Below are 19,448 nucleotides of genomic sequence, written 5' to 3' on the forward strand. Positions count from 1 at the left end.
AGGGAAAAATTGCTATAATAATTTATAGATGTTCTGATAAACGCGGAACACATAAGTTTAATAAATATTTACATATTTATACACTTTACAGGAGGAAATCAACTATGGCAAGAAAAATGAAAACCATGGATGGTAACCATGCAGCCGCTCATGCTTCCTATGCATTTACGGATGTAGCAGCCATCTACCCGATTACCCCTTCTTCTCCGATGGCGGAAGCTACCGATGAATGGGCAACTGATGGAAGAACAAACATGTTCGGACAGCCGGTACAGATCACCGAGATGCAGTCCGAGGCAGGTGCTGCCGGCGCCGTACATGGCTCCCTTGCAGCAGGTGCATTAACAACAACTTATACAGCTTCTCAGGGTCTTCTTCTTATGATCCCGGATCTCTATAAGATCGCTGGTGAGCAGCTCCCGGGCGTATTCAACGTATCCGCTCGTTGTGTAGCAACTCACGCTTTAAATATCTTCGGTGACCACTCCGACGTTTACGCCTGTCGTCAGACCGGATGCGCAATGCTTTGCGAATCCAGCGTACAGGAGGTTATGGACTTAACACCGGTTGCACACCTTGCAGCATTAAAGGGTAAAGTTCCGTTCATCAACTTCTTTGATGGTTTCCGTACTTCCCACGAGATCCAGAAGATCGAGACATGGGATTACGAGGATTTAAAAGAAATGGCTGATATGGACGCCATTGATGCATTCCGTAAGAACGCTCTGAACCCGAACCATCCGGTACAGAGAGGTTCCGCTCAGAACCCGGATATCTTCTTCCAGGCAAGAGAGGCATGTAACCCGTACTACGATGCTCTTCCGGCAATCGTACAGGAGTACATGGACAAAGTAAACGCTAAGATCGGCACAGATTACAAACTGTTCAACTACTACGGAGCTGCTGATGCTGAGCACGTTATCATCGCTATGGGTTCCGTAAACGATACAATCGAAGAGACGATCGACTACCTTGCAAAACAGGGCAAGAAGGTCGGCGTTGTTAAGGTTCGTCTGTACAGACCGTTCTGCACAGAGGCTCTTATCAACACAATCCCGGATACCGTTAAGCAGATCTCCGTACTCGACAGAACAAAAGAGCCGGGTTCCATCGGCGAGCCGTTATACCTTGATGTTGTTGCAGCATTAAAGGGCTCCAAGTTCGATAAGGTTCCGGTATTCACAGGCCGTTATGGTCTTGGTTCCAAGGATACAACACCGGCACAGATCGTTGCTGTATACGAGAACACAGAGAAGAAGAGATTCACAATCGGTATCAACGATGATGTGACATACCTTTCCTTACAGTTAGGTGCTCCGCTCGTTACAACTCCGGAAGGAACAACAAACTGTAAGTTCTGGGGTCTTGGTGCTGATGGTACTGTAGGTGCCAACAAGAACTCCATCAAGATCATCGGTGACAACACAGACATGTACGCTCAGGCTTACTTCGATTATGACTCCAAGAAATCCGGCGGTGTTACAATGTCCCACTTACGTTTCGGACATACTCCGATCAAGTCCACATACCTGATCCACAAAGCAAACTTCGTTGCATGCCACAACCCGGCATACATCCGCAAGTACAACATGGTTCAGGAGCTTGTTGACGGCGGTACATTCCTCCTCAACTGCCCGTGGGATGCTGAGGGTCTTGAGAAACACTTACCGGGACAGGTTAAGAAGTTCATCGCTGATCACAACATCAAATTCTACACCATCGACGGTGTTAAACTTGGTATCGAGACAGGCATGGGCCCGACCCGTATCAACACGATCCTTCAGTCCGCATTCTTCGAGCTGACAAAGATCATCCCGGCTGACAAAGCAAACGAGCTTATGAAAGCAGCTGCAAAGGCTACTTACGGTCGTAAGGGTGAAGACGTTGTTATGAAGAACTGGGCAGCGATCGATGCAGGCGCTAAGGGACTTGTAGAAGTGAAAGTTCCGGAGAGCTGGAAGAACTGCGCAGACGAAGGTCTTGACATGGTTCACGCTACAGAGGGCCGCGAGGATGTTATCAACTTCGTAAACAACATCCAGGCTGCTGTAAACGCTCAGGAAGGTAACAACCTCCCGGTATCCGCATTCAAAGAGTATGTTGACGGTACAACTCCGTCCGGTTCTGCTGCATACGAGAAACGTGGTATCGCAGTAAACGTACCGGTTTGGAATCCGGACAACTGTATCCAGTGTAACTTCTGTTCTTATGTCTGCCCGCACGCAGTAATCCGTCCGGTAGCTATGACAGAGGCTGAGGCTGCTAACGCACCGGCTGGTACAAAGACAATCCCGATGACAGGTATGCCGGAGTACAAGTTCGCTATGACGATCTCCGCACTTGACTGTACCGGTTGTGGTTCCTGTGCTAACGTCTGCCCGGGCAAGAAGGGTGAGAAGGCTCTTACCATGGTTCCGCTTGAAGGCAACGCAGCAGAGCAGGAAGTATTCAACTACGGTCAGAAACTTGACATCAAGCAGGATGTAATCGATAAATTCAAAGAGACAACTGTAAAGGGCAGCCAGTTCAAACAGCCGCTCCTTGAGTTCTCCGGCGCATGTGCTGGTTGTGGTGAGCCGCCGTACGCAAAACTGATCACACAGTTATTCGGTGACAGAATGTACATCGCAAACGCAACAGGATGTACTTCTATCTGGGGTAACTCTTCACCGTCCACACCTTACACAGCAAACAAGGCAGGCAAAGGACCGGCTTGGTCTAACTCCCTGTTCGAGGATAACGCTGAGTTTGGTTATGGTATGTTACTCGCTCAGCAGGCAATCCGCGATGGCTTAAAGGCTAAAGTTGAGGAAGTTGCTGCAAACGAGAACGCTACAGCAGAAGTAAAAGCTGCATGCCAGGAGTGGTTAGACACATTCGGTGTCGGTGCTACAAACGGTGCTGCAACTGACAAACTCGTAGCTGCTCTTGAGAACGTTGACTGCCCGACATGTAAGGACATCGTCAAGAACAAAGATTTCCTGGCTAAGAAGTCCCAGTGGATCTTCGGTGGTGACGGTTGGGCTTACGATATCGGATTCAACGGCGTTGACCACGTACTTGCAAGCGGCAAGGATATCAACATCATGGTATTCAACACTGAGGTTTACTCCAACACAGGCGGACAGTCCTCCAAGGCTACTCCGACAGGTGCTGTTGCTCAGTTCGCTGCAGGCGGTAAAGAAGTTAAGCAGAAAGACCTTGCTGCAATCGCTATGAGCTACGGCTATGTATACGTTGCACAGATCTCCATGGGCGCTGATATGAACCAGACCATCAAGGCAATCGCTGAGGCTGAGGCATATCCGGGACCGTCCCTGATCATCGCTTACGCTCCGTGTATCAACCACGGTATCAAGAAAGGTATGGCAAAGGCTCAGACAGAGGAGAAACTTGCTGTTCAGTCCGGTTACTGGAACCTCTTCAGATTCAACCCGGCAGCTGAGGGCAAGAAGTTCAGCCTTGACTGCAAGCCGGCTACCGTTGACTACCAGGAGTTCATCAAGGGTGAGGTTCGTTACACATCCCTCGCACTTAAGAACCCGGCAAGAGCTGAGAAGCTGTTTGCTAAGGCAGAGCAGAATGCTAAGGATAAGTACGCTTACCTTGAGAAGTTAGTTACACTCTACGATGAGAAATAATTAACAGAATCATGAAAGACCCCGGAACAGCTTCAGCTGTGGCCGGGGTCTTTTTGCGCTGCGGTGTGCCCGGAAGAAACTGCCGGTGGGCAGCTGGTGAAAATTTGTGCATGTACGAGACTGTACTGTATCGTAAGAATTCCGTAAGAGAAAAGACCGGTGATGTTCATTGACATTACGGGTCTTTTTTACTATATTAAGTGTATTAAGAGTATTCATACAGTTGAGACATGAACGGACATGTGCGAAAAAGTGTGCTGTAAGCTTGCTTGCATAAGCGCTTTTTGTACAGGGCTGCACATCAAAGTCGCAAGCTGCATAGAAAGGAGGATGCCTATGATTCTATTAGATTACAAAGACCGCCGCCCGATCTACGAACAGGTGGTTTCAAAGCTCGAGGAGCTGATGCTGCTCGGTGTCATGAAAGAGAATGAACCGCTGCCATCGGTGCGGGCTCTTGCGATGGACCTGTCCATCAACCCGAATACGATCCAGCGCGCCTATGTGGAACTGGAGCGGCAGGGGTATATTTACACAGTGAAGGGGAAGGGAAGTTTTGTGGCAGATAATACAGTGATGAAGGAAAACAGGAAGAAGGAAGTTCTCCTTCAGGTGAGTGACATGATCGATGAGGCGATCCGGGTGGGAATTCCCGGCGATGAGATCAAAAATATGGTAGAGATCCAGTATAAAGCGGCAAAGAGGAACGGAGGTGGAGAAGCATGATTGAGACAAGTGGATTGACAAAACGGTTTGATGATATTCTGGCGGTCGATCACATCAGCGCGAAGATCAGGGACGGCAGTGTGTTCGGACTGATCGGAACGAACGGTGCCGGAAAAAGTACATTTCTGCGCATGGTCAGCGGAATCTTAAAACCGGATGAGGGAGCAGTGCTGATCGATGGTGAAAACGTGTACGAGAACCCGGCGGTGAAATCGAGATTCTTTTATATCTCAGATGACCAGTATTTTTTCGCCAACGGAACCCCGTTGGAGCTTATGAAATTTTATAAGTCTATCTACCCGGCTTTTGATGAGCCAAGATTTTTCCATCTCTTACAGTCCTTTGATCTGGACAAAAAGAGAAAGATCTCCACATTCTCAAAGGGAATGAAAAAACAGCTTTCCATCATTTACGGAATCTGCGCGGGAACGGACTATATCTTCTGCGACGAGACCTTTGACGGTCTGGATCCGGTGATGCGTCAGGCGGTAAAGAGCCTGTTCGCGAGCGATATGGCGGAGCGGAATCTGACTCCGATCATCGCCTCCCACAACCTGAGAGAGCTGGAGGATATCTGTGATCATGTCGGCCTTTTACACAAAGGCGGGATCCTGCTCTCTAAGGATCTGGACGATATGAAGTTAAACATTCACAAGATCCAGTGTGTCTTAAAACCCGGCATAAAAGTGGAAGATCTTACGGAGCTTGATATCTTAAAGACAGAATACAGGGGAAGTCTTGCGACGATCACCGTCCGCGGTTCGAGGGAGAATGTAGAACGGCAGATGGCGGCGTGCGAACCGCTGTTCTTCGAGCTGATCCCGCTGTCTTTGGAGGAGATCTTTATCAGTGAAACGGAGGTGGCAGGATATGACATCAAGAAACTTATTTTTTAAACTTATGAAGGAGGACCTGAAGCGGCGACTCTGGGCCATTGGTTTTTCGGTTCTGGCGCTGTTTTTTGCGATGCCGATGGCGGCAGCCATGGGGATCGGAGAGATCGGAAACCAGTACAAGCAATGGCTGATCTCCGGAACCGGATACGAGAATATGGTGCCGGAGGCACTGCGTCAGACGAAGATCCTGCGGCTTGCCGGTGAGATCCTGGGTTTTGAAAATTATGCCCTCTTCATGGTGGTCGGAGCCGCGGCGATGATTCTCGGACTCACAGGATTTTTGTATCTCCACTCAAAGAAACAGATCGATTTTTACAACAGCCTCCCTGTGAAGAGGGAGATGCTGTTTACCGTGAAATTCTTTGACGGATTTCTGATCATCCTGGCCGCTTACCTGATCAATATGTTTGCGGCGTTTGGAGTTTTCTGCGGAAACGGGATCGCGGCGGGCGATCTTTTCAAGGTGATGTTTGCTTCCTTCGCGGTCAATATGATCGGATTTCTCCTGATCTATGTGGTGATGGTGATCGCGGTGCTTCTCACAGGGAATCTCTTTATCTCGATCCTCGGCGCAGGCGTCCTGTACGGATATTTGCCGGCGGTCTCCCTGCTGATCGAGGGCTTAAAATCCCTGTTCTTTGTGACACGGGGAAGAGAAGGCGATGTGTATTGGCTTGCAAAATACGGTTCCCCCATCGGCTATTTCACAAAACTGGCAGGCGCGGGGCTTGATGCGTTCCACTCAGACCAGTTTTATGACGATATCGACTATGGATTTTCCAGGATCCAGATGGAGCTGCAGAGTACCGCTGACAGCGGCGCAGAGCTCTTAAAGCTTTGCGGGCTCGGGATCTTTGCGGCGGTGATCCTCACCGGGATCGCACTGGTCCTCTATAGGATCCGACCGTCGGAGGCGGCGGGAAAGGCCATGTCATTTAAGAAGACTCAGGCGCCGATCAAGATTCTGCTTCTCATTCCGATGACCGTGACCACGACGGTATTCTTATGGAGCATCTACTACAGCGGCGTATGGGCAGCGGTCGGCTTTGTACTTGGACTTGTACTTACGAGCTGCCTCATCGAGATCATTTATCATTTTGATTTCACGAAGCTTTTTGCAAATCCGGTCCAGACGGTGATCGGAGGTGCCATAGCTATTCTGGTGGTGGGGGCCTTCTGGATGGACGTTTTTGGATATGATTCCTATATTCCGGACGAAAAGGACTTCGTATCCGCATCCATCGACCTGAACCTTGACAATGAGCCGGACTGCGGGCTTCCGTACCGGAGCGGTGATTCTTATAATTGGCGCTATATGAATTCAAGTGATTACGCGGACGCAAATATGAAGCTTACCGATTACGCTGTAGTCCGTGCCTTTGCGGAAAAGGCGGTAGAGAACGCGAAGCAGCAGAGAAACCAGCAGATAAAAGGCGACGGCTCCTACAGCTACCGCGATGACGGCGGCTATATGATCTATGTTAAGGCAGGCTACCGGCAGAAAAACGGAAAGACGGTTTATCGTTCTTACCGGATCACCCGTTCCGTTCTTGGCAGTACCCTGGATGAGATCTATGCGACGAAGGAGTACAAGGACGGCACATATCCGGTGATGTCCTATCAGCCGGAGAATATCACGGGGATCTACTGGCTGTCAGACCGTGGTATCCTTGAAGTGAGTGCGGATGACACACTTCGCGCGGAGATCCTCGCGGCGTATCAGGAGGAATTGGCAGGGCTCACCATCAATGAGAGAGCCGTCGAGGTTCCGGTGGCAGCACTGAGATTTCTCACAAAGGCGGAGAATGAGTATCTCGGCGCGATCAGCAGCCAGAGAGGCTATACTTCCCAGGGATTCCAGATGGAAGATATGCAGATAGTGAACTTTGTTCCGGTCTATCCGTCCTTTACAAAGACGATTGCCCTCTTAAAGCAGGCGGGCACGGATGTGACAGCGAAGCTCTCTGCGGATGATGTCACACAGGTAAAGATCCTGTATCCGACGGAGTATGAGAGTACTGCAGCCGGGGAGAATGCGGTCACAGGAGAGGACGTCCCGATCAGCGAAAAAAGCGGGGGAGTGACGGCAGAAACGGAATTGAAGGCTGTTTCTTATGGCGGTCAGAAGATGCTCACCATCGTAAATGACGGGTCGGAGGAGAACCGAAGGAAGATCGAGGAGATTCTTTTCGCCAGTGCGCCGGAGATCATGCTTGACAGAAACCGCCTCTGCACCTATGAGATGGGAATCGAGATCGATGTGTCCATAAAACCCGACAGCGCCTTTTCCTTCGGAAATGGAACTGTGGATGAACGGGTCTACCGGATCATGGGAGATACGGTTCCGGAGTGTATTGAGAAAGCGTTAAATTACAGTAAAATCAGTACAAAATATGTTAGAAAAGGCATCGGAGTGATGAAAAACGATTGATAGATCAACGAATATCATGTATAATCGAACAAGTCTGAATAGGAGAGGAAAAACCTGGCAGGGAACTGCCGGGTTTTGCCGTTTCCTGAATCTGAAATATGGATAGAAAAATCGGAGGTTTATCATGGAATTTTTTGGAAATATCATAAAGGGGATCATGATCGGCATCGCGAACATCATTCCGGGCGTTTCCGGAGGAACAATGGCGGTGTCTCTCGGTATCTATGACCGGCTCATCGGTTCGATCTCCGGCCTGTTTCGGGAATTCAAAAAGAGTATCCTGTTTCTGATCCCGATCATTATCGGCGCCGGAATCGGCATTGTGGGTTTTACCTACGCCATCGAATACCTGCTCGATAAGCATACCTTCGTTACCTGTATGGCATTTGTGGGCCTGATCCTCGGTGGACTTCCGGCGATCTTTTCGTCCATGAGGGCAAAGGTATCTTCGGGCGGGGTCGGTGTGTTTGGAATCCTTGCCTTTGTGATCGCCTTTGCGATCTCCGGCGGCATGCCGCTTTTAAAGGAGAGCAAGGACGCCCTCACGGTGATTGCGGTGACTCCGGGAAATATGGTGATCTTATTTATCCTCGGTATTGTGGCTTCTGCCACAATGGTAATTCCGGGTGTTTCCGGCTCCATGATGCTGATGATCTTCGGCTATTATTACGCGATCATCAATACGATCAAGACATTCCTTGACAATCTCCGCGCCTTTGACCTTGCGGGCATGAAGGAGGGGATCCTGCTCCTGGCGCCGTTCGGGATCGGCGTGGTTTTGGGAATCGTTCTGATCGCAAAGCTGATCACGTTCCTCTTTGAAAAGTACGGCGTGCAGACATTCTGCGCGATCTTAGGCCTCGTGATCTCGTCCCCGATCGCAATCTTTATCAACACGGGACTTGTATCGAAGCTCGGCTCCCTGTCACTGTGGGAGATCTTATTTGGAATCGTCCTCATGGCTGCCGGGGCTTTCATTACGGTATTTGTGGGCGAGCGGTAAATAAAAAAGACCGTCTGCGGGAAATGATAGGAAAGATATCCTATGCCCACAGACGGTCTTTTTACTCGATTTATTAGTTCCGGTCCCACAGGACCGGTCCCGCCATTGCGAAATAGCTTATTCCTGATCCTCTGTAACGTTCACAGTTGTCTCAGCAGCTTCGGTCTCAAACTTCTCATCCGGTACTGCCTCGCAGGTGCAGGTCTCAGCAGTCGTTTCTTCTCCGGCGGTTTCAGACGCTTCGGCTGTATCGACAACATCGATATCGTCGCCCTCCGGTTTTGCCTCCGCGATCTTTGCGCCGCACTTGCTGCAGAAAGCAGAGGTCTTTTCAATCTTTGCACCGCATTCCGGACAGTGGATAAATCCTTCTAAGGTGGAGAGCTTGTCCTGAAGCTCGTCGATGGTCTTTAAGCTTTCGCGGATCAGGGTGAATTCTGCAGTGTATGCCTCCTCATCTGCTTCATTTGCGGCTTCGAATACCTTTTTGCCGATCTGCGCATACTGGCGGTTCAGCGCCTCCTTCTCCCTTGAGAGCTGCGTCTTTAACTGGACCGTGTCAGAAAGCTCCTTTGTCTTCTGGGCAACCTGTTTCCCGGTTTCGGTGAGGCTGCGTTTCATATCTGTAAAAAATGCCATTGCAATAAACTCCTTTCGAAAGTGGATTGGTACGGCCGCCTTAAAAGGCGGCGATATATTGTCTCTATTTTAATCTTTTTAGAAGAAAAAGTCAATTTCCAATGCCAGATTCATGAAGCGGCGGAAAAATCCAATGCCACCGCTGTATTGTACAGAATTTTCAGATCGGAAAATTCCTGCCCGCATACAGTAACCGCAGAACAATTATAGGACTTTAGTAGGTTGATGCGAAAGATAAAGTGTGCTATGATAGAAGCATTCAGCAGGTCTGCGCTTCCTGCGCAGTCCATATGTCAGACATAATGGAGGAAACGATCATGGGAGAAAAGAGAAAACCGGCAACGATCTGTATCCAGAGCGGATGGAAACCAAAGAACGGAGAGCCGAGAGTTCTTCCGATTTATCAGAGCACAACTTTTAAATATGAGACGAGCGAGCAGATGGGAAGACTGTTCGATCTGGAGGAAGATGGCTATTTCTATACAAGACTTGCGAACCCGACGAATGATGCGGTAGCGGAAAAGATCTGTGAGCTGGAAGGCGGAGTGGCTGCGATGCTCACATCTTCCGGACAGGCGGCGAACTACTATGCGGCTTTTAATATCTGCAATGCGGGTGACCATATTATCAGCGCAGCGACGATCTACGGCGGAACCTCCAACCTGTTTACAGTGACAATGAAAAAACAGGGGATTGATGTGACTCTGGTGGATCCGGACGCACCGGAGGAGGAGATCGAGAAGGCGTTCCGTCCGAATACAAAAATGGTATTCGGTGAGACGATCGCGAACCCGGCTCTTGTCGTTCTCGATATTGAGAAATTTGCGCGGCTTGCCCACAGACATGGGGTGCCGCTTATCGTGGATAACACGTTTGCGACACCGATCAACTGCCGGCCGTTCGAGTGGGGCGCGGATATCGTGACCCATTCTACCACAAAATATATGGACGGACATGCGATGACTGTCGGAGGCTGCATCGTTGACAGCGGAAACTTCGACTGGAATGCCCATGCGGATAAATTTCCGGGACTTACCACACCGGATGAATCCTATCATGGAATCGTGTATACCGAGCGCTTCGGTAAGAAAGCCTATATCACAAAGGCGACCGCGCAGCTTATGCGCGATCTCGGATCGATCCCGTCCCCGATGAACTCCTTCCTTTTAAATGTTGGTCTTGAGACCCTGCACCTGAGAATGCCGAAGCATTGCGAGAACGCCCAGAGGGTTGCGGAGTGGCTGCTTGCGAGAGAGGACGTGGCATGGGTCAATTATCCGGGCTTAAAGGAGAATAAGTACCATGCTCTGGCTGAAAAATATATGCCGGACGGAAGCTGCGGCGTGATCTCTTTTGGATTAAAGGGCGGAAGACGGGCGGCAGGAGAGTTCATGGACAAACTGAAATTCGTTGCCATCGTCACACATGTTGCCGATGCGAGAACCTGTATTCTCCATCCGGCAAGCCATACCCATCGCCAGCTTACCGATGAGCAGCTCGTGGAGGCGGGAGTTGATCCGTCCCTGATCCGGCTCAGCGTTGGAATTGAGGATGCGGATGACATTATTGAAGATTTAAGACAGGCACTGGAAGATTAAATGCTCCTGATGTGCAGGCTGTGTTGAGGACCAGATGACAAGAAGCCGCCGGGGAAACAGTCTCTGGAGGCCTAACAGAAGATATGAGGCATAATTTATGATCGAAATGGATGAAATGAAGGGAAGAGGAAAGCGTGGTCTTTTAAGAGTCGTATTCGGACGAACTATGTTCTTCCTGCTGTTTATCGCGCTGCAGCTGGCGTTTTTCTTCTGGATCTATGTATGGCTGGATAACAAATATCAGGCCTGGGGATACGGTTCTTTCGCTTTGATCAGTGCGATCCTCACGATCCATATTCTGAACGAAAAGCAGAACGCCAGCTTTAAAATGGCGTGGCTGATCCCTGTCCTGTTGTTTCCGGTATTCGGAACCTTGTTCTACGTGTTTGTCCAGCTTCAGATGGAGACGAAGATCTTCGCCAAACGGATCGCCGAGGTTCAGAAGAGGACGGACCACTTTCTGGAGCAGGACACGGCTGTCTATGAACGGCTTAGCCGCAGGAGCCGGAGAAATGCGAATCTCAGCCATTATATGAAGAAAAGCGGCGGCTATCCTACCTGGGACCGCACGAACTTCAAATATTTTCCGCTGGGAGATGAGTTCTATACGGATGTCCTTCAGGAGCTCCAAAAGGCCAGAAGATATATTTTTGTCGAATATTTCATTATTTCAAAAGGGATCCTGTGGGATTCGATCCTGAAGATCCTTGAGCAGAAGGCGAAAGAGGGCGTAGAGGTAAGAATCCTCTATGATGGCATGAACTCCTTTTCCAACCTGCCCCACGACTATCCGAAGGAGCTGGAGGCAAAGGGAATCCGCTGCCGGATCTTCAATCCGATCCGCCCGGCGATCTCTACAAGCCAGAATAACCGTGATCACAGAAAGATCCTTGTGATCGATGGTCATACCGCCTACACCGGCGGCGTGAACCTCGCGGATGAGTATATCAACCGGAAAGTCCGGTTTGGCCACTGGAAAGACAATGCGATCCGCCTGAAGGGAGAAGCCGTGAAGAACTTTACGGTGATGTTCCTCCAGATGTGGGATGTCTGCTCAAAAAAGCCGGATTCGGATTTTGATTACAGCCCATATCTTGATACCGGGGATTATTTCCATTCTCCGGAGCTTGACATGGACGGATTTTCGATCCCGTTTTCTGACAGCCCGATCGACGGGGAAGCGGTGGGACACCAGCTTTATCTGGATATTATCTATCAGGCAAAGAAATATGTGTACATTATGACCCCTTATCTGGTGCTCGATGATGATATGATCACAGCCCTGACCTATGCGGCAAAGCGCGGGGTGGACACGGTCATCATCATGCCTCATATTCCCGATAAAAAGTCAGCGTTCATGCTGGCCCATTCTTACTATACGGAGCTGATAGAGGCGGGGGTAAAGATTTACGAGTACCTGCCGGGGTTTGTCCACTCAAAGACGTTTGTCAGCGATGGGGAGAAAGCTGTGGTTGGATCCGTCAATATGGATTTCAGAAGCCAGTATCTGAATTTTGAGTGCGGGGTTTATATTTATGAGAATCCGGTGGTAGAGCAGATCAAAAAAGATTTTGATGAGACACTGCCGAAATGCGTGCGGATGACAAAAGAGAGCGTAGAGGCGCTTCCGGCACTGCATAAGTTCTGCGGAAAGGCGATGCGGCTGATCGCACCGTTGATGTAGGGAGAACGCAGGAGAAAAACGGCCTTGCGGGGAAAGAACCGGATGGCATCATACAGAAAAAGAAAAGGAAGCGGGCAGAGGAGAATTTCCTCTACTCGCTTCCTTCCTTCTCGTTCAGCGGGTCGGCAGCGGCTGTGTTGATGGATGATTCTGCGCGTTCCCGTAAAGAGGTTGCGCCAATCTCCTTTTTGTAGGCTGCGATCGCGTCCGCGATCCGTTCTTTGATGTACTGGTCTTTTTCTAATTTTCTTTCCTGCTCATCCGGATTATCCAGAATGGGTACGAAGAGAAACCTGCGGACAGCGAAGAGGATCGCAACGGCAACACAGCCGATAAGAGCTTCTTTGATGGCAAGGTGGTCGATGACCATCTGTCTTGCCACGGAGAAGAGAAGGACTTCGACGATGGAGTCGATGTCATGGCGGCAGAACATTTTTAAAAGCTCTACGCCAATGACGAGATCGAAGCTTTTCTTCATGAAATCGGAAAGATCGAAGCCATTGTCGAGATACAGGCTGTACAGGTTGTGGGGAACCGGCACAAAGGCGATCAGGATCGCGACGATCAGGATCAGGGCGCAGACAATCTCCAGATAGGAGGAGACTTTCATAAGGAATAGCTGCGCTCTCTGGATGCGGGGACTTGTGTAGTGCTTCATGAGCTGGTACCTCCCGGGGTATAGAGAAGTCTTGGTGACTTATGCAGAGGTGGACGGGTTGCTGCTTTGTCTTGAAACGTGCTGCAGGTGGTGGAAAACTACAGCAATATGGACAAATATTTAAAAATATTATACAGAAAACCGGCAATATTATCAATTATGAATTGAAATTGTGTTAAATAAAATACAAAATCGCCCCGGATCCGTTCATACTTTTTTAATAGAAAAAATTTTGATTTTTTATTACAAATATGTTACACTATTGTTCGTATGTATCGTACAGGAAGACGGAAAACAGTAATGGAGATAAACACATGAATGATGATAAAGATACAGTAAACTATATGGATTCTATCAACAAGGCGAGCAGAAAGCGGAGAAGGAAACCGTCTTTCTGGGAACAGTACGGAATCCTTGTGATCGGAGCGGCTGTTCTTGCAGTGATCGTTGTGGCGGTGGTATTTGGCGGAAAGGCCGTGAACGCCGTAAAAGGAAAAATGGCGGCGGCGCAGGCTGCATCTGAGTCCGCCTCGGAGAGCGAGAGTGCGGAGGAAGCTTCTCTTCAGGCAGAGGAGGAGAGCCGTGCAGAGATCGAATCCGAGTCGGCGGAAACGGATGCAAAGATTAAAGAAGTGATCGATTCCTACTCGAATCTTGGTATCGCGAAGGTCACAGGCTACTTAAATATCCGGAAAGACCCGAATGAGGCAGCGAATGTGATCGGAACACTTTCCGATGGAAGTGCCTGCGAGATCCTGGAGACTCTGGAGGGCTGGTATAAGATCAGCTCCGGCGAGGTCGAGGGATATGCCAGCGCGGAATATATCCTGACCGGGGATGAAGCAAAGACCGCGGCGAAAGACCTTGTAAAGGAACGTGTATATATTACCGCAGACAATTTAAATATCCGTGAGACACCTTCTATGGACGGAAACATCGTTGGAAAGTGCCTTCAGGGCGAGCTTCATGAACTTCTTGGGGAGACGGATGGATGGTATCAGATCTCCGGCGGTTATATCTCTGCGGATTACGCGGAAAAACGGTTCTGTATGAACGAGGCAAACAAGCTGGATATGAAGGCGATGGTCTTAAATTTCTATGACCGCCCGGGCGTATCCAATGTTTCCAATTATTTAAATATCCGTGCGGGCGCCGGTGAGAGCGAAAAGATCATCGGAAAGCTCCCGAGCTATGCCGGATGTGAGATCTTAGAGGACGCCAACGGCTGGTATAAGATCAGTTCCGGTGGAATTACCGGATATGTAAAGAGTGAATATATCCTGACCGGTGACGCAGCGAAGGAAGCAGCCATGAGCCATGCGGAGCTTATGGCGATCGTCCATGCGGACCGCTTAAACGCGAGAACAGAGCCGTCCACCGACGCGAAAATCTGGACCCAGATCTCCGAGAATGAGCGGTATCATGTCGCGGAGCAGCTTGACGGATGGGTAAAGATCGAATTTGATGAGGGCGGAGAAGGCGATGGAAATGATGAGATTTCTTCCGCGTATGTTTCTTCAGAATTTGTGGAAGTACGATATGCCCTGTCTGAGGCGATCAAATTCTCACCGACGGAAGAAAGTGCTTCCTTAAGAAGCCGGATCGTAAACTACGCGATGAAGTTCCTGGGCAATCCATATGTCTGGGGTGGTACGAGCCTTACAAGAGGCGCTGACTGTTCCGGATTTACCATGTCGGTTATGAAAAACTTCGGGATTTCTCTTCCGCATTACTCCGGTTCCCAGGCGAACAGCGGAAAACGGATCAAGTCGAGCCAGATGAAGCCGGGCGACCTGATCTTCTACGGAAGCAGCCGCGGAAGGATCAACCATGTTGCCATGTACATCGGCAATGGACAGATCATCCACGCAGCGAGCCGAAGAAGCGGAATCAAGATCTCTACCTGGAACTACAGAACTCCGGTGTGCATCGTGGATGTAATTGGAAACAGGTCCTGATCGGGTAAATTGTGATAAAAATGGATATGAGAACTCCTTTCTGGACATACTGGGTGTACCTGGCATGTCAGAAAGGAGTTTTTTTGTTATGAATGAAAAGGAACAGAAGGAGACAAAGGCGGAGGAGGAGCGGATCCGGGAGAACGGACAGGTGACGCTGGAAGAGAATGGTAAGAGGATCCATCTCTTATCTATCATCGGGGAGATCGAAGGGCATGACAATCTATCCGGGAGTACGAAGACTACAAAGTATGAACATATTCTGCCGGAACTTGCGAAGGTGGAGAGCGATGAGAAGATCGGAGGGGTCCTGATCCTTGTGAATACCATCGGCGGGGATGTGAGCTGCGGGCTTGCACTGGCGGAGATGATCGCATCCCTCAGCAAGCCGACGGTTTCCTTAGTCATCGGGGACAGCCACTCCATCGGTGTGCCGTTGGCGGTGGCGTCAGATTATTCCTTCATCGTACCCACCGGGACCATGCTGGTTCATCCGGTACGGATGAGCGGGGTGGTGATCGGGACGGCACAGACCTACGAATATTTTGAAATGATCGAGGAACGGATCATAAGCTTTGTATCAGAGCACAGCAGGATCGATCGGGAAAAAATGAAACGGCTCATGCACAATACGAAGATGCTGACGAAGGATCTCGGGACGGTTCTGGTCGGAAAAGAGGCGGTGGAGTGCGGACTGATCGACGGAGAAGGCGGAATCAGGGACGCCATCGAAAAGCTGAATGTGCTGATAAAAAACGACTGACCGAAAATATGTTCGATTTATAATTTCTTACGGTTGCATTTTGGCATTTTTTTTTGTATACTATATTTTGGGGTACTTGCCCCGTAAAGTTAAAGGGGGAAAAGCACTTGGCTGGAACCAGAAAACAAAAAGAAACGACAAAACAATCACAGGCGTCTGCGAGAACAAAAACCACATCAAAGACAACGCAGAAATCTGCACAGACGCCTAAGAATAAGACAACAAGGACAGGGGCGAGAGCTTCCGAAAAGAGAAGAGAAACGAAACCGCAGTATGAGGAAGATACCGGATTCTTACAGTCTGAGGCAGTGATCCTCGGCACCTTCGCGGTATGTGTGCTGTTATTCTTGAGCAACTTCCATATCTGCGGATTCCTCGGTGACTTTTTCAGCCGGATCATGCTGGGCGTGTTCGGCTGTATCGGTTATCTGGCTCCGTTATTGTTGTTCACAGAACTGTTATTCTACGCTTCGAATAAGGGAAATATCCGGGCAGTCTACAAGATGATCGCGGTGGAAGTCCTTCTGATCGTGCTCTGTGGTCTTGCGCAGCTTGTGTTCGGCGGCGGATACCGGGAAGGTCAGACGATCCTCGACATCTATAAGTCCGCCGGAGTAAGTGGACTTGGCGGCGGCGTGATCGGCGGTGTCCTTGTTATGGTTCTCCACACAGCGGTGGGAACCATCGGGGCCTATGTGGTCCTTCTCGTATTTATGATCATCTCACTGGTGTGCATCACGGAAAAATCCTTCGTGTCCGCTGTTAAGAGCGGAAGTGGAAAGGCATATCGGTATGCAAAGGAAGACTACAGCAGAAGAAAAGAGCTCCACGAGGAACGTCAGGAGGAAAAACGCAGACTCCGGGAAGAGCAGCGCGTTCAGGGCGTGGATCTTGCTGCGACCGATCTCTCGAGAACTCCGGATTTCGGTGGAATTGCCGGTGGCTATATGGGCGTTGTGGATGCTGAGGCTGTGTCCGAGGCAGATGAGACGAAACAGGAAATAGATGTTTCCGATACATATAAAGAAGAAACGGCGGATCCGAAGGCGGAGACAGGAAGTATGCAGCCGGATCCTGCAGATATCTTTAAAGGAAAGATCACGATGGGAGGCAGGCCGGTAGAAAATCCGGAGTCTTCCAGTGAGGATCAGAGTAAGGAAGGCCGGTCCGGAGAAGACGCGATGAAGGATGTGGAACGCGTTCCGTTTGAGGAAGATGCTGTCCCGGCCGGAATCCATGAGGATGAGGACGTGTTTATCAGTCATGGGGAGAGTGCCTTTGATGATGAGGATATGTTCCCGGACGAAAAGAAAAGGGAGACAAAGGCCTGGGAGAAAAAACCGAAGGTGTCCGTCTTATCCAATATCCCGGATATCCCGTTAGATGAGCCCGCGGCGGACGATGACGAGATCTTTGAGTCCATGAGAAGGGACACGGAGAGAAGAGCGGACGGACTCCGTGCAGAGAATGCCAAACCAGACAAAATTGCAGAGCCAGACGAAACTGCAGAGACTTCGAAGACGGCAGAGGAGGAAAAAACCGAGTTCCCGGAGACGGAAGAAAATGAAAAGACGGCCGGAATTCCTGTATCCGGAGAAGGATCCATGAGCGATCTTTCAGATGACGAATTTCTCGACACAGAACCTTATGTGGAAAATGAGGACTACTGGATTCAGGCAGCAGAGCCGGGAAGCCGCGCGTATGCGGTGACACACGGCAGCAACGTGAAATCCCCTGAACCTCCTGCCGCTAAGGAACCGTCCGAAGAACACCAACACCGTCAGGTCGTGACCGCGTCCGGAAAAGTCATTGAAACAGATACAGAAGAGATTATAAAGAAAAAGGCGGAAATAAGAAAGCGGGAAGCAGCCGAGAGGGAAGAGGCAGGAAACGAGGTATTAAAGGAGATCCGGCAGACGGAAGAAAAACCGAAGAAACCTTATATGATCCCGCCGCTTGACCTCTTAAAGAAAGGCGCTCCCGTGACGGGGCAGTCGGAACAGGAATTTAAGGATACGGCGATCAAGCTCCAGCAGACATTAAGAAACTTTGGTGTCGGAGTCACTGTTACGAATATCAGCTGTGGGCCGACCGTTACCCGGTACGAACTTCACCCGGAGCAGGGGGTAAAAGTGAGCCGGATCCTGTCGCTGGCGGACGATATCAAGTTAAACCTTGCGGCGGCAGATATCCGTATCGAGGCGCCGATCCCCGGAAAAGCAGCTGTGGGAATCGAGGTGCCGAACAAGGTCAACAGCATGGTCTATCTGCGTGACCTTTTAGAGAGCCCGGAATTTAAAAATCATAAATCGACACTGGCTTTTGCGGTGGGTAAGGACATCGGCGGACAGGTAGTCATTGCAGACCTCGCAAAGATGCCGCACCTTCTGATCGCCGGGCAGACTGGTTCCGGTAAATCAGTAGGGATCAACACGATGATCATGAGCCTGATCTACCGCTCATCCCCGGATGATGTGAAGCTCATTATGATCGATCCGAAGGTGGTTGAACTTTCCGTCTATAACGGAATCCCACATCTGCTGATCCCGGTAGTCACCGACCCGAAGAAGGCGGCCGGTGCCCTCAACTGGGCAGTTGCAGAGATGATGGAACGATACAATAAGTTCGCTTCCTCGAATGTCCGCGACCTGAAAGGGTATAACGCGAAGGTGCAGACTCTGGCGGAGAGCGGGGATATCCCTGCGGACCAGATTCCGAAGAAACTGCCGCAGCTCGTGATCATTATCGACGAGCTGGCGGATCTCATGATGGTTGCCTCAAACGAGGTGGAGGACGCGATCTGCCGTCTGGCACAGCTTGCCCGGGCAGCGGGAATTCATCTTGTTATCGCGACCCAGCGTCCGTCCGTCAATGTCATCACAGGTGTGATCAAAGCGAACGTGCCGTCACGGATCGCGTTCTCTGTTGCGTCCGGCGTGGATTCGAGAACGATCCTCGACATGAACGGCGCAGAGAAACTGTTAGGAAACGGCGATATGCTGTTTTACCCGTCCGGTTATCCGAAGCCGCTCCGTGTGCAGGGCGCTTTTGTATCGGACGGCGAGGTGTCAAATGTAACCGAGTTCTTAAAAGAACAGAACGAGGATACAGGATATAACACGGAAATCGAGAAAAAACTGACCCAGTCCTCCTTAGCCGGAGGAGCGGGCGGACAGAATGAGCGGGACGCATTGTTTACCGATGCGGGCAAGTTCATTATCGAGAAGGATAAAGCGTCGATCGGCATGCTTCAGAGAATGTTCAAGATCGGCTTTAACCGTGCTGCCCGGATCATGGATCAGCTTGCCGAGGCCGGTGTTGTAGGGGAAGAGGAAGGAACGAAGCCAAGGAAGATCCTGATGTCCATGGAAGAGTTCGAAGAATTCCTGGAAGCGGGGTACTAAAGCCTGCGGCTGTTGAAATTGAAATGGCTGCCGGCTGCGGAATCCGC

Annotated in this window: 12 protein-coding genes; 10 read left to right on the forward strand and 2 right to left on the reverse strand. The window is 50.1% G+C overall.

Going from position 1 to position 19,448, the window contains the following annotated elements; all coding sequences use genetic code 11:
• Nucleotides 1-104 precede the first annotated feature (104 nt).
• The 5 genes from nifJ (at nt 105) to DW826_RS07125 (ending at nt 8,697) form a co-directional block, all read left to right on the forward strand.
• Nucleotides 105-3,641, forward strand: a complete 3,537-nt coding sequence (gene nifJ, locus DW826_RS07105; RefSeq protein ID WP_117552401.1) for a pyruvate:ferredoxin (flavodoxin) oxidoreductase — start codon at nt 105-107, stop codon at nt 3,639-3,641.
• A gap of 336 nt (nt 3,642-3,977) precedes the next feature.
• Complete coding sequence (locus DW826_RS07110) at nt 3,978-4,367, forward strand: GntR family transcriptional regulator (RefSeq protein WP_117552402.1); 390 nt, start codon at nt 3,978-3,980, stop codon at nt 4,365-4,367.
• A complete protein-coding gene (locus DW826_RS07115; RefSeq protein ID WP_117552403.1) occupies nt 4,364-5,263 on the forward strand; it encodes an ABC transporter ATP-binding protein in 900 nt (299 codons plus the stop codon). The genes DW826_RS07110 and DW826_RS07115 overlap by 4 nt, the downstream gene beginning before the upstream one ends.
• Nucleotides 5,238-7,694 (forward strand): DUF6449 domain-containing protein, encoded by a 2,457-nt coding sequence (locus DW826_RS07120; RefSeq protein WP_117552404.1) that lies wholly within the window; start codon nt 5,238-5,240, stop codon nt 7,692-7,694. Before DW826_RS07115 ends, DW826_RS07120 begins: the two co-directional genes overlap by 26 nt.
• 124 nt (nt 7,695-7,818) lie before the next feature.
• Entirely contained in the window at nt 7,819-8,697 is an 879-nt protein-coding gene (locus DW826_RS07125) for a DUF368 domain-containing protein (RefSeq protein ID WP_117552405.1), read from the forward strand.
• Between the two features lie 117 nt (nt 8,698-8,814).
• Here DW826_RS07125 and DW826_RS07130 read toward each other — a convergent pair whose 3' ends face one another.
• Complete coding sequence (locus DW826_RS07130; RefSeq protein ID WP_117483689.1) at nt 8,815-9,336, reverse strand: zinc ribbon domain-containing protein; 522 nt, start codon at nt 9,334-9,336, stop codon at nt 8,815-8,817.
• Between the two features lie 317 nt (nt 9,337-9,653).
• On the opposite strand from DW826_RS07130, the gene DW826_RS07135 reads away from it, so the two are divergent.
• A complete protein-coding gene (locus DW826_RS07135) occupies nt 9,654-10,934 on the forward strand; it encodes an O-acetylhomoserine aminocarboxypropyltransferase/cysteine synthase family protein (protein WP_117483688.1) in 1,281 nt (426 codons plus the stop codon).
• Nucleotides 10,935-11,031: 97 nt separating this feature from the next.
• The gene (gene cls / locus DW826_RS07140) at nt 11,032-12,618 is read left to right on the forward strand and encodes a cardiolipin synthase (protein ID WP_181968016.1); all 1,587 of its coding nucleotides are present in this window, start codon (nt 11,032-11,034) and stop codon (nt 12,616-12,618) included.
• Between the two features lie 91 nt (nt 12,619-12,709).
• Here cls and DW826_RS07145 read toward each other — a convergent pair whose 3' ends face one another.
• Nucleotides 12,710-13,276: a hypothetical protein gene (locus tag DW826_RS07145; protein WP_117469678.1), complete on the reverse strand. Its 567-nt coding sequence runs from the start codon at nt 13,274-13,276 to the stop codon at nt 12,710-12,712.
• Between the two features lie 314 nt (nt 13,277-13,590).
• Between DW826_RS07145 and DW826_RS07150 the strand changes: the two genes are divergently transcribed.
• The 3 genes from DW826_RS07150 to DW826_RS07160 all read left to right on the forward strand — a co-directional run bounded on the left by DW826_RS07150 (nt 13,591) and on the right by DW826_RS07160 (nt 19,401).
• On the forward strand, nt 13,591-15,234 hold the full coding sequence (locus DW826_RS07150; RefSeq protein ID WP_117469677.1) for an SH3 domain-containing protein: 1,644 nt from the start codon (nt 13,591-13,593) through the stop codon (nt 15,232-15,234).
• Between the two features lie 88 nt (nt 15,235-15,322).
• Nucleotides 15,323-15,997 (forward strand): ATP-dependent Clp protease proteolytic subunit, encoded by a 675-nt coding sequence (locus DW826_RS07155; protein ID WP_117469676.1) that lies wholly within the window; start codon nt 15,323-15,325, stop codon nt 15,995-15,997.
• 107 nt (nt 15,998-16,104) lie between these two features.
• Nucleotides 16,105-19,401 carry a DNA translocase FtsK gene (locus DW826_RS07160; protein ID WP_117483686.1) on the forward strand — a complete coding sequence of 1,099 codons (3,297 nt, stop codon included), beginning with the start codon at nt 16,105-16,107 and terminating at the stop codon, nt 19,399-19,401.
• The last annotated feature ends 47 nt before the right edge of the window (nt 19,402-19,448 follow it).

Origin of the sequence: Clostridium sp. AM34-11AC (assembly GCF_003435375.1) — a bacterium.
Classification (GTDB): domain Bacteria; phylum Bacillota; class Clostridia; order Lachnospirales; family Lachnospiraceae; genus Pilosibacter; species Pilosibacter fragilis.

What these genes read in the sequence shown, in the direction of transcription:
- nifJ (WP_117552401.1), top strand. Translation starts at nt 105, where the DNA reads ATGGCAAGAAAAATGAAAACCATGGATGGTAACCATGCAGCCGCTCAT.
- DW826_RS07110 (WP_117552402.1), top strand. Translation starts at nt 3,978, where the DNA reads ATGATTCTATTAGATTACAAAGACCGCCGCCCGATCTACGAACAGGTG.
- DW826_RS07115 (WP_117552403.1), top strand. Translation starts at nt 4,364, where the DNA reads ATGATTGAGACAAGTGGATTGACAAAACGGTTTGATGATATTCTGGCG.
- DW826_RS07120 (WP_117552404.1), top strand. Translation starts at nt 5,238, where the DNA reads ATGACATCAAGAAACTTATTTTTTAAACTTATGAAGGAGGACCTGAAG.
- DW826_RS07125 (WP_117552405.1), top strand. Translation starts at nt 7,819, where the DNA reads ATGGAATTTTTTGGAAATATCATAAAGGGGATCATGATCGGCATCGCG.
- DW826_RS07130 (WP_117483689.1), bottom strand. Translation starts at nt 9,336, where the DNA reads ATGGCATTTTTTACAGATATGAAACGCAGCCTCACCGAAACCGGGAAA.
- DW826_RS07135 (WP_117483688.1), top strand. Translation starts at nt 9,654, where the DNA reads ATGGGAGAAAAGAGAAAACCGGCAACGATCTGTATCCAGAGCGGATGG.
- cls (WP_181968016.1), top strand. Translation starts at nt 11,032, where the DNA reads ATGATCGAAATGGATGAAATGAAGGGAAGAGGAAAGCGTGGTCTTTTA.
- DW826_RS07145 (WP_117469678.1), bottom strand. Translation starts at nt 13,276, where the DNA reads ATGAAGCACTACACAAGTCCCCGCATCCAGAGAGCGCAGCTATTCCTT.
- DW826_RS07150 (WP_117469677.1), top strand. Translation starts at nt 13,591, where the DNA reads ATGAATGATGATAAAGATACAGTAAACTATATGGATTCTATCAACAAG.
- DW826_RS07155 (WP_117469676.1), top strand. Translation starts at nt 15,323, where the DNA reads ATGAATGAAAAGGAACAGAAGGAGACAAAGGCGGAGGAGGAGCGGATC.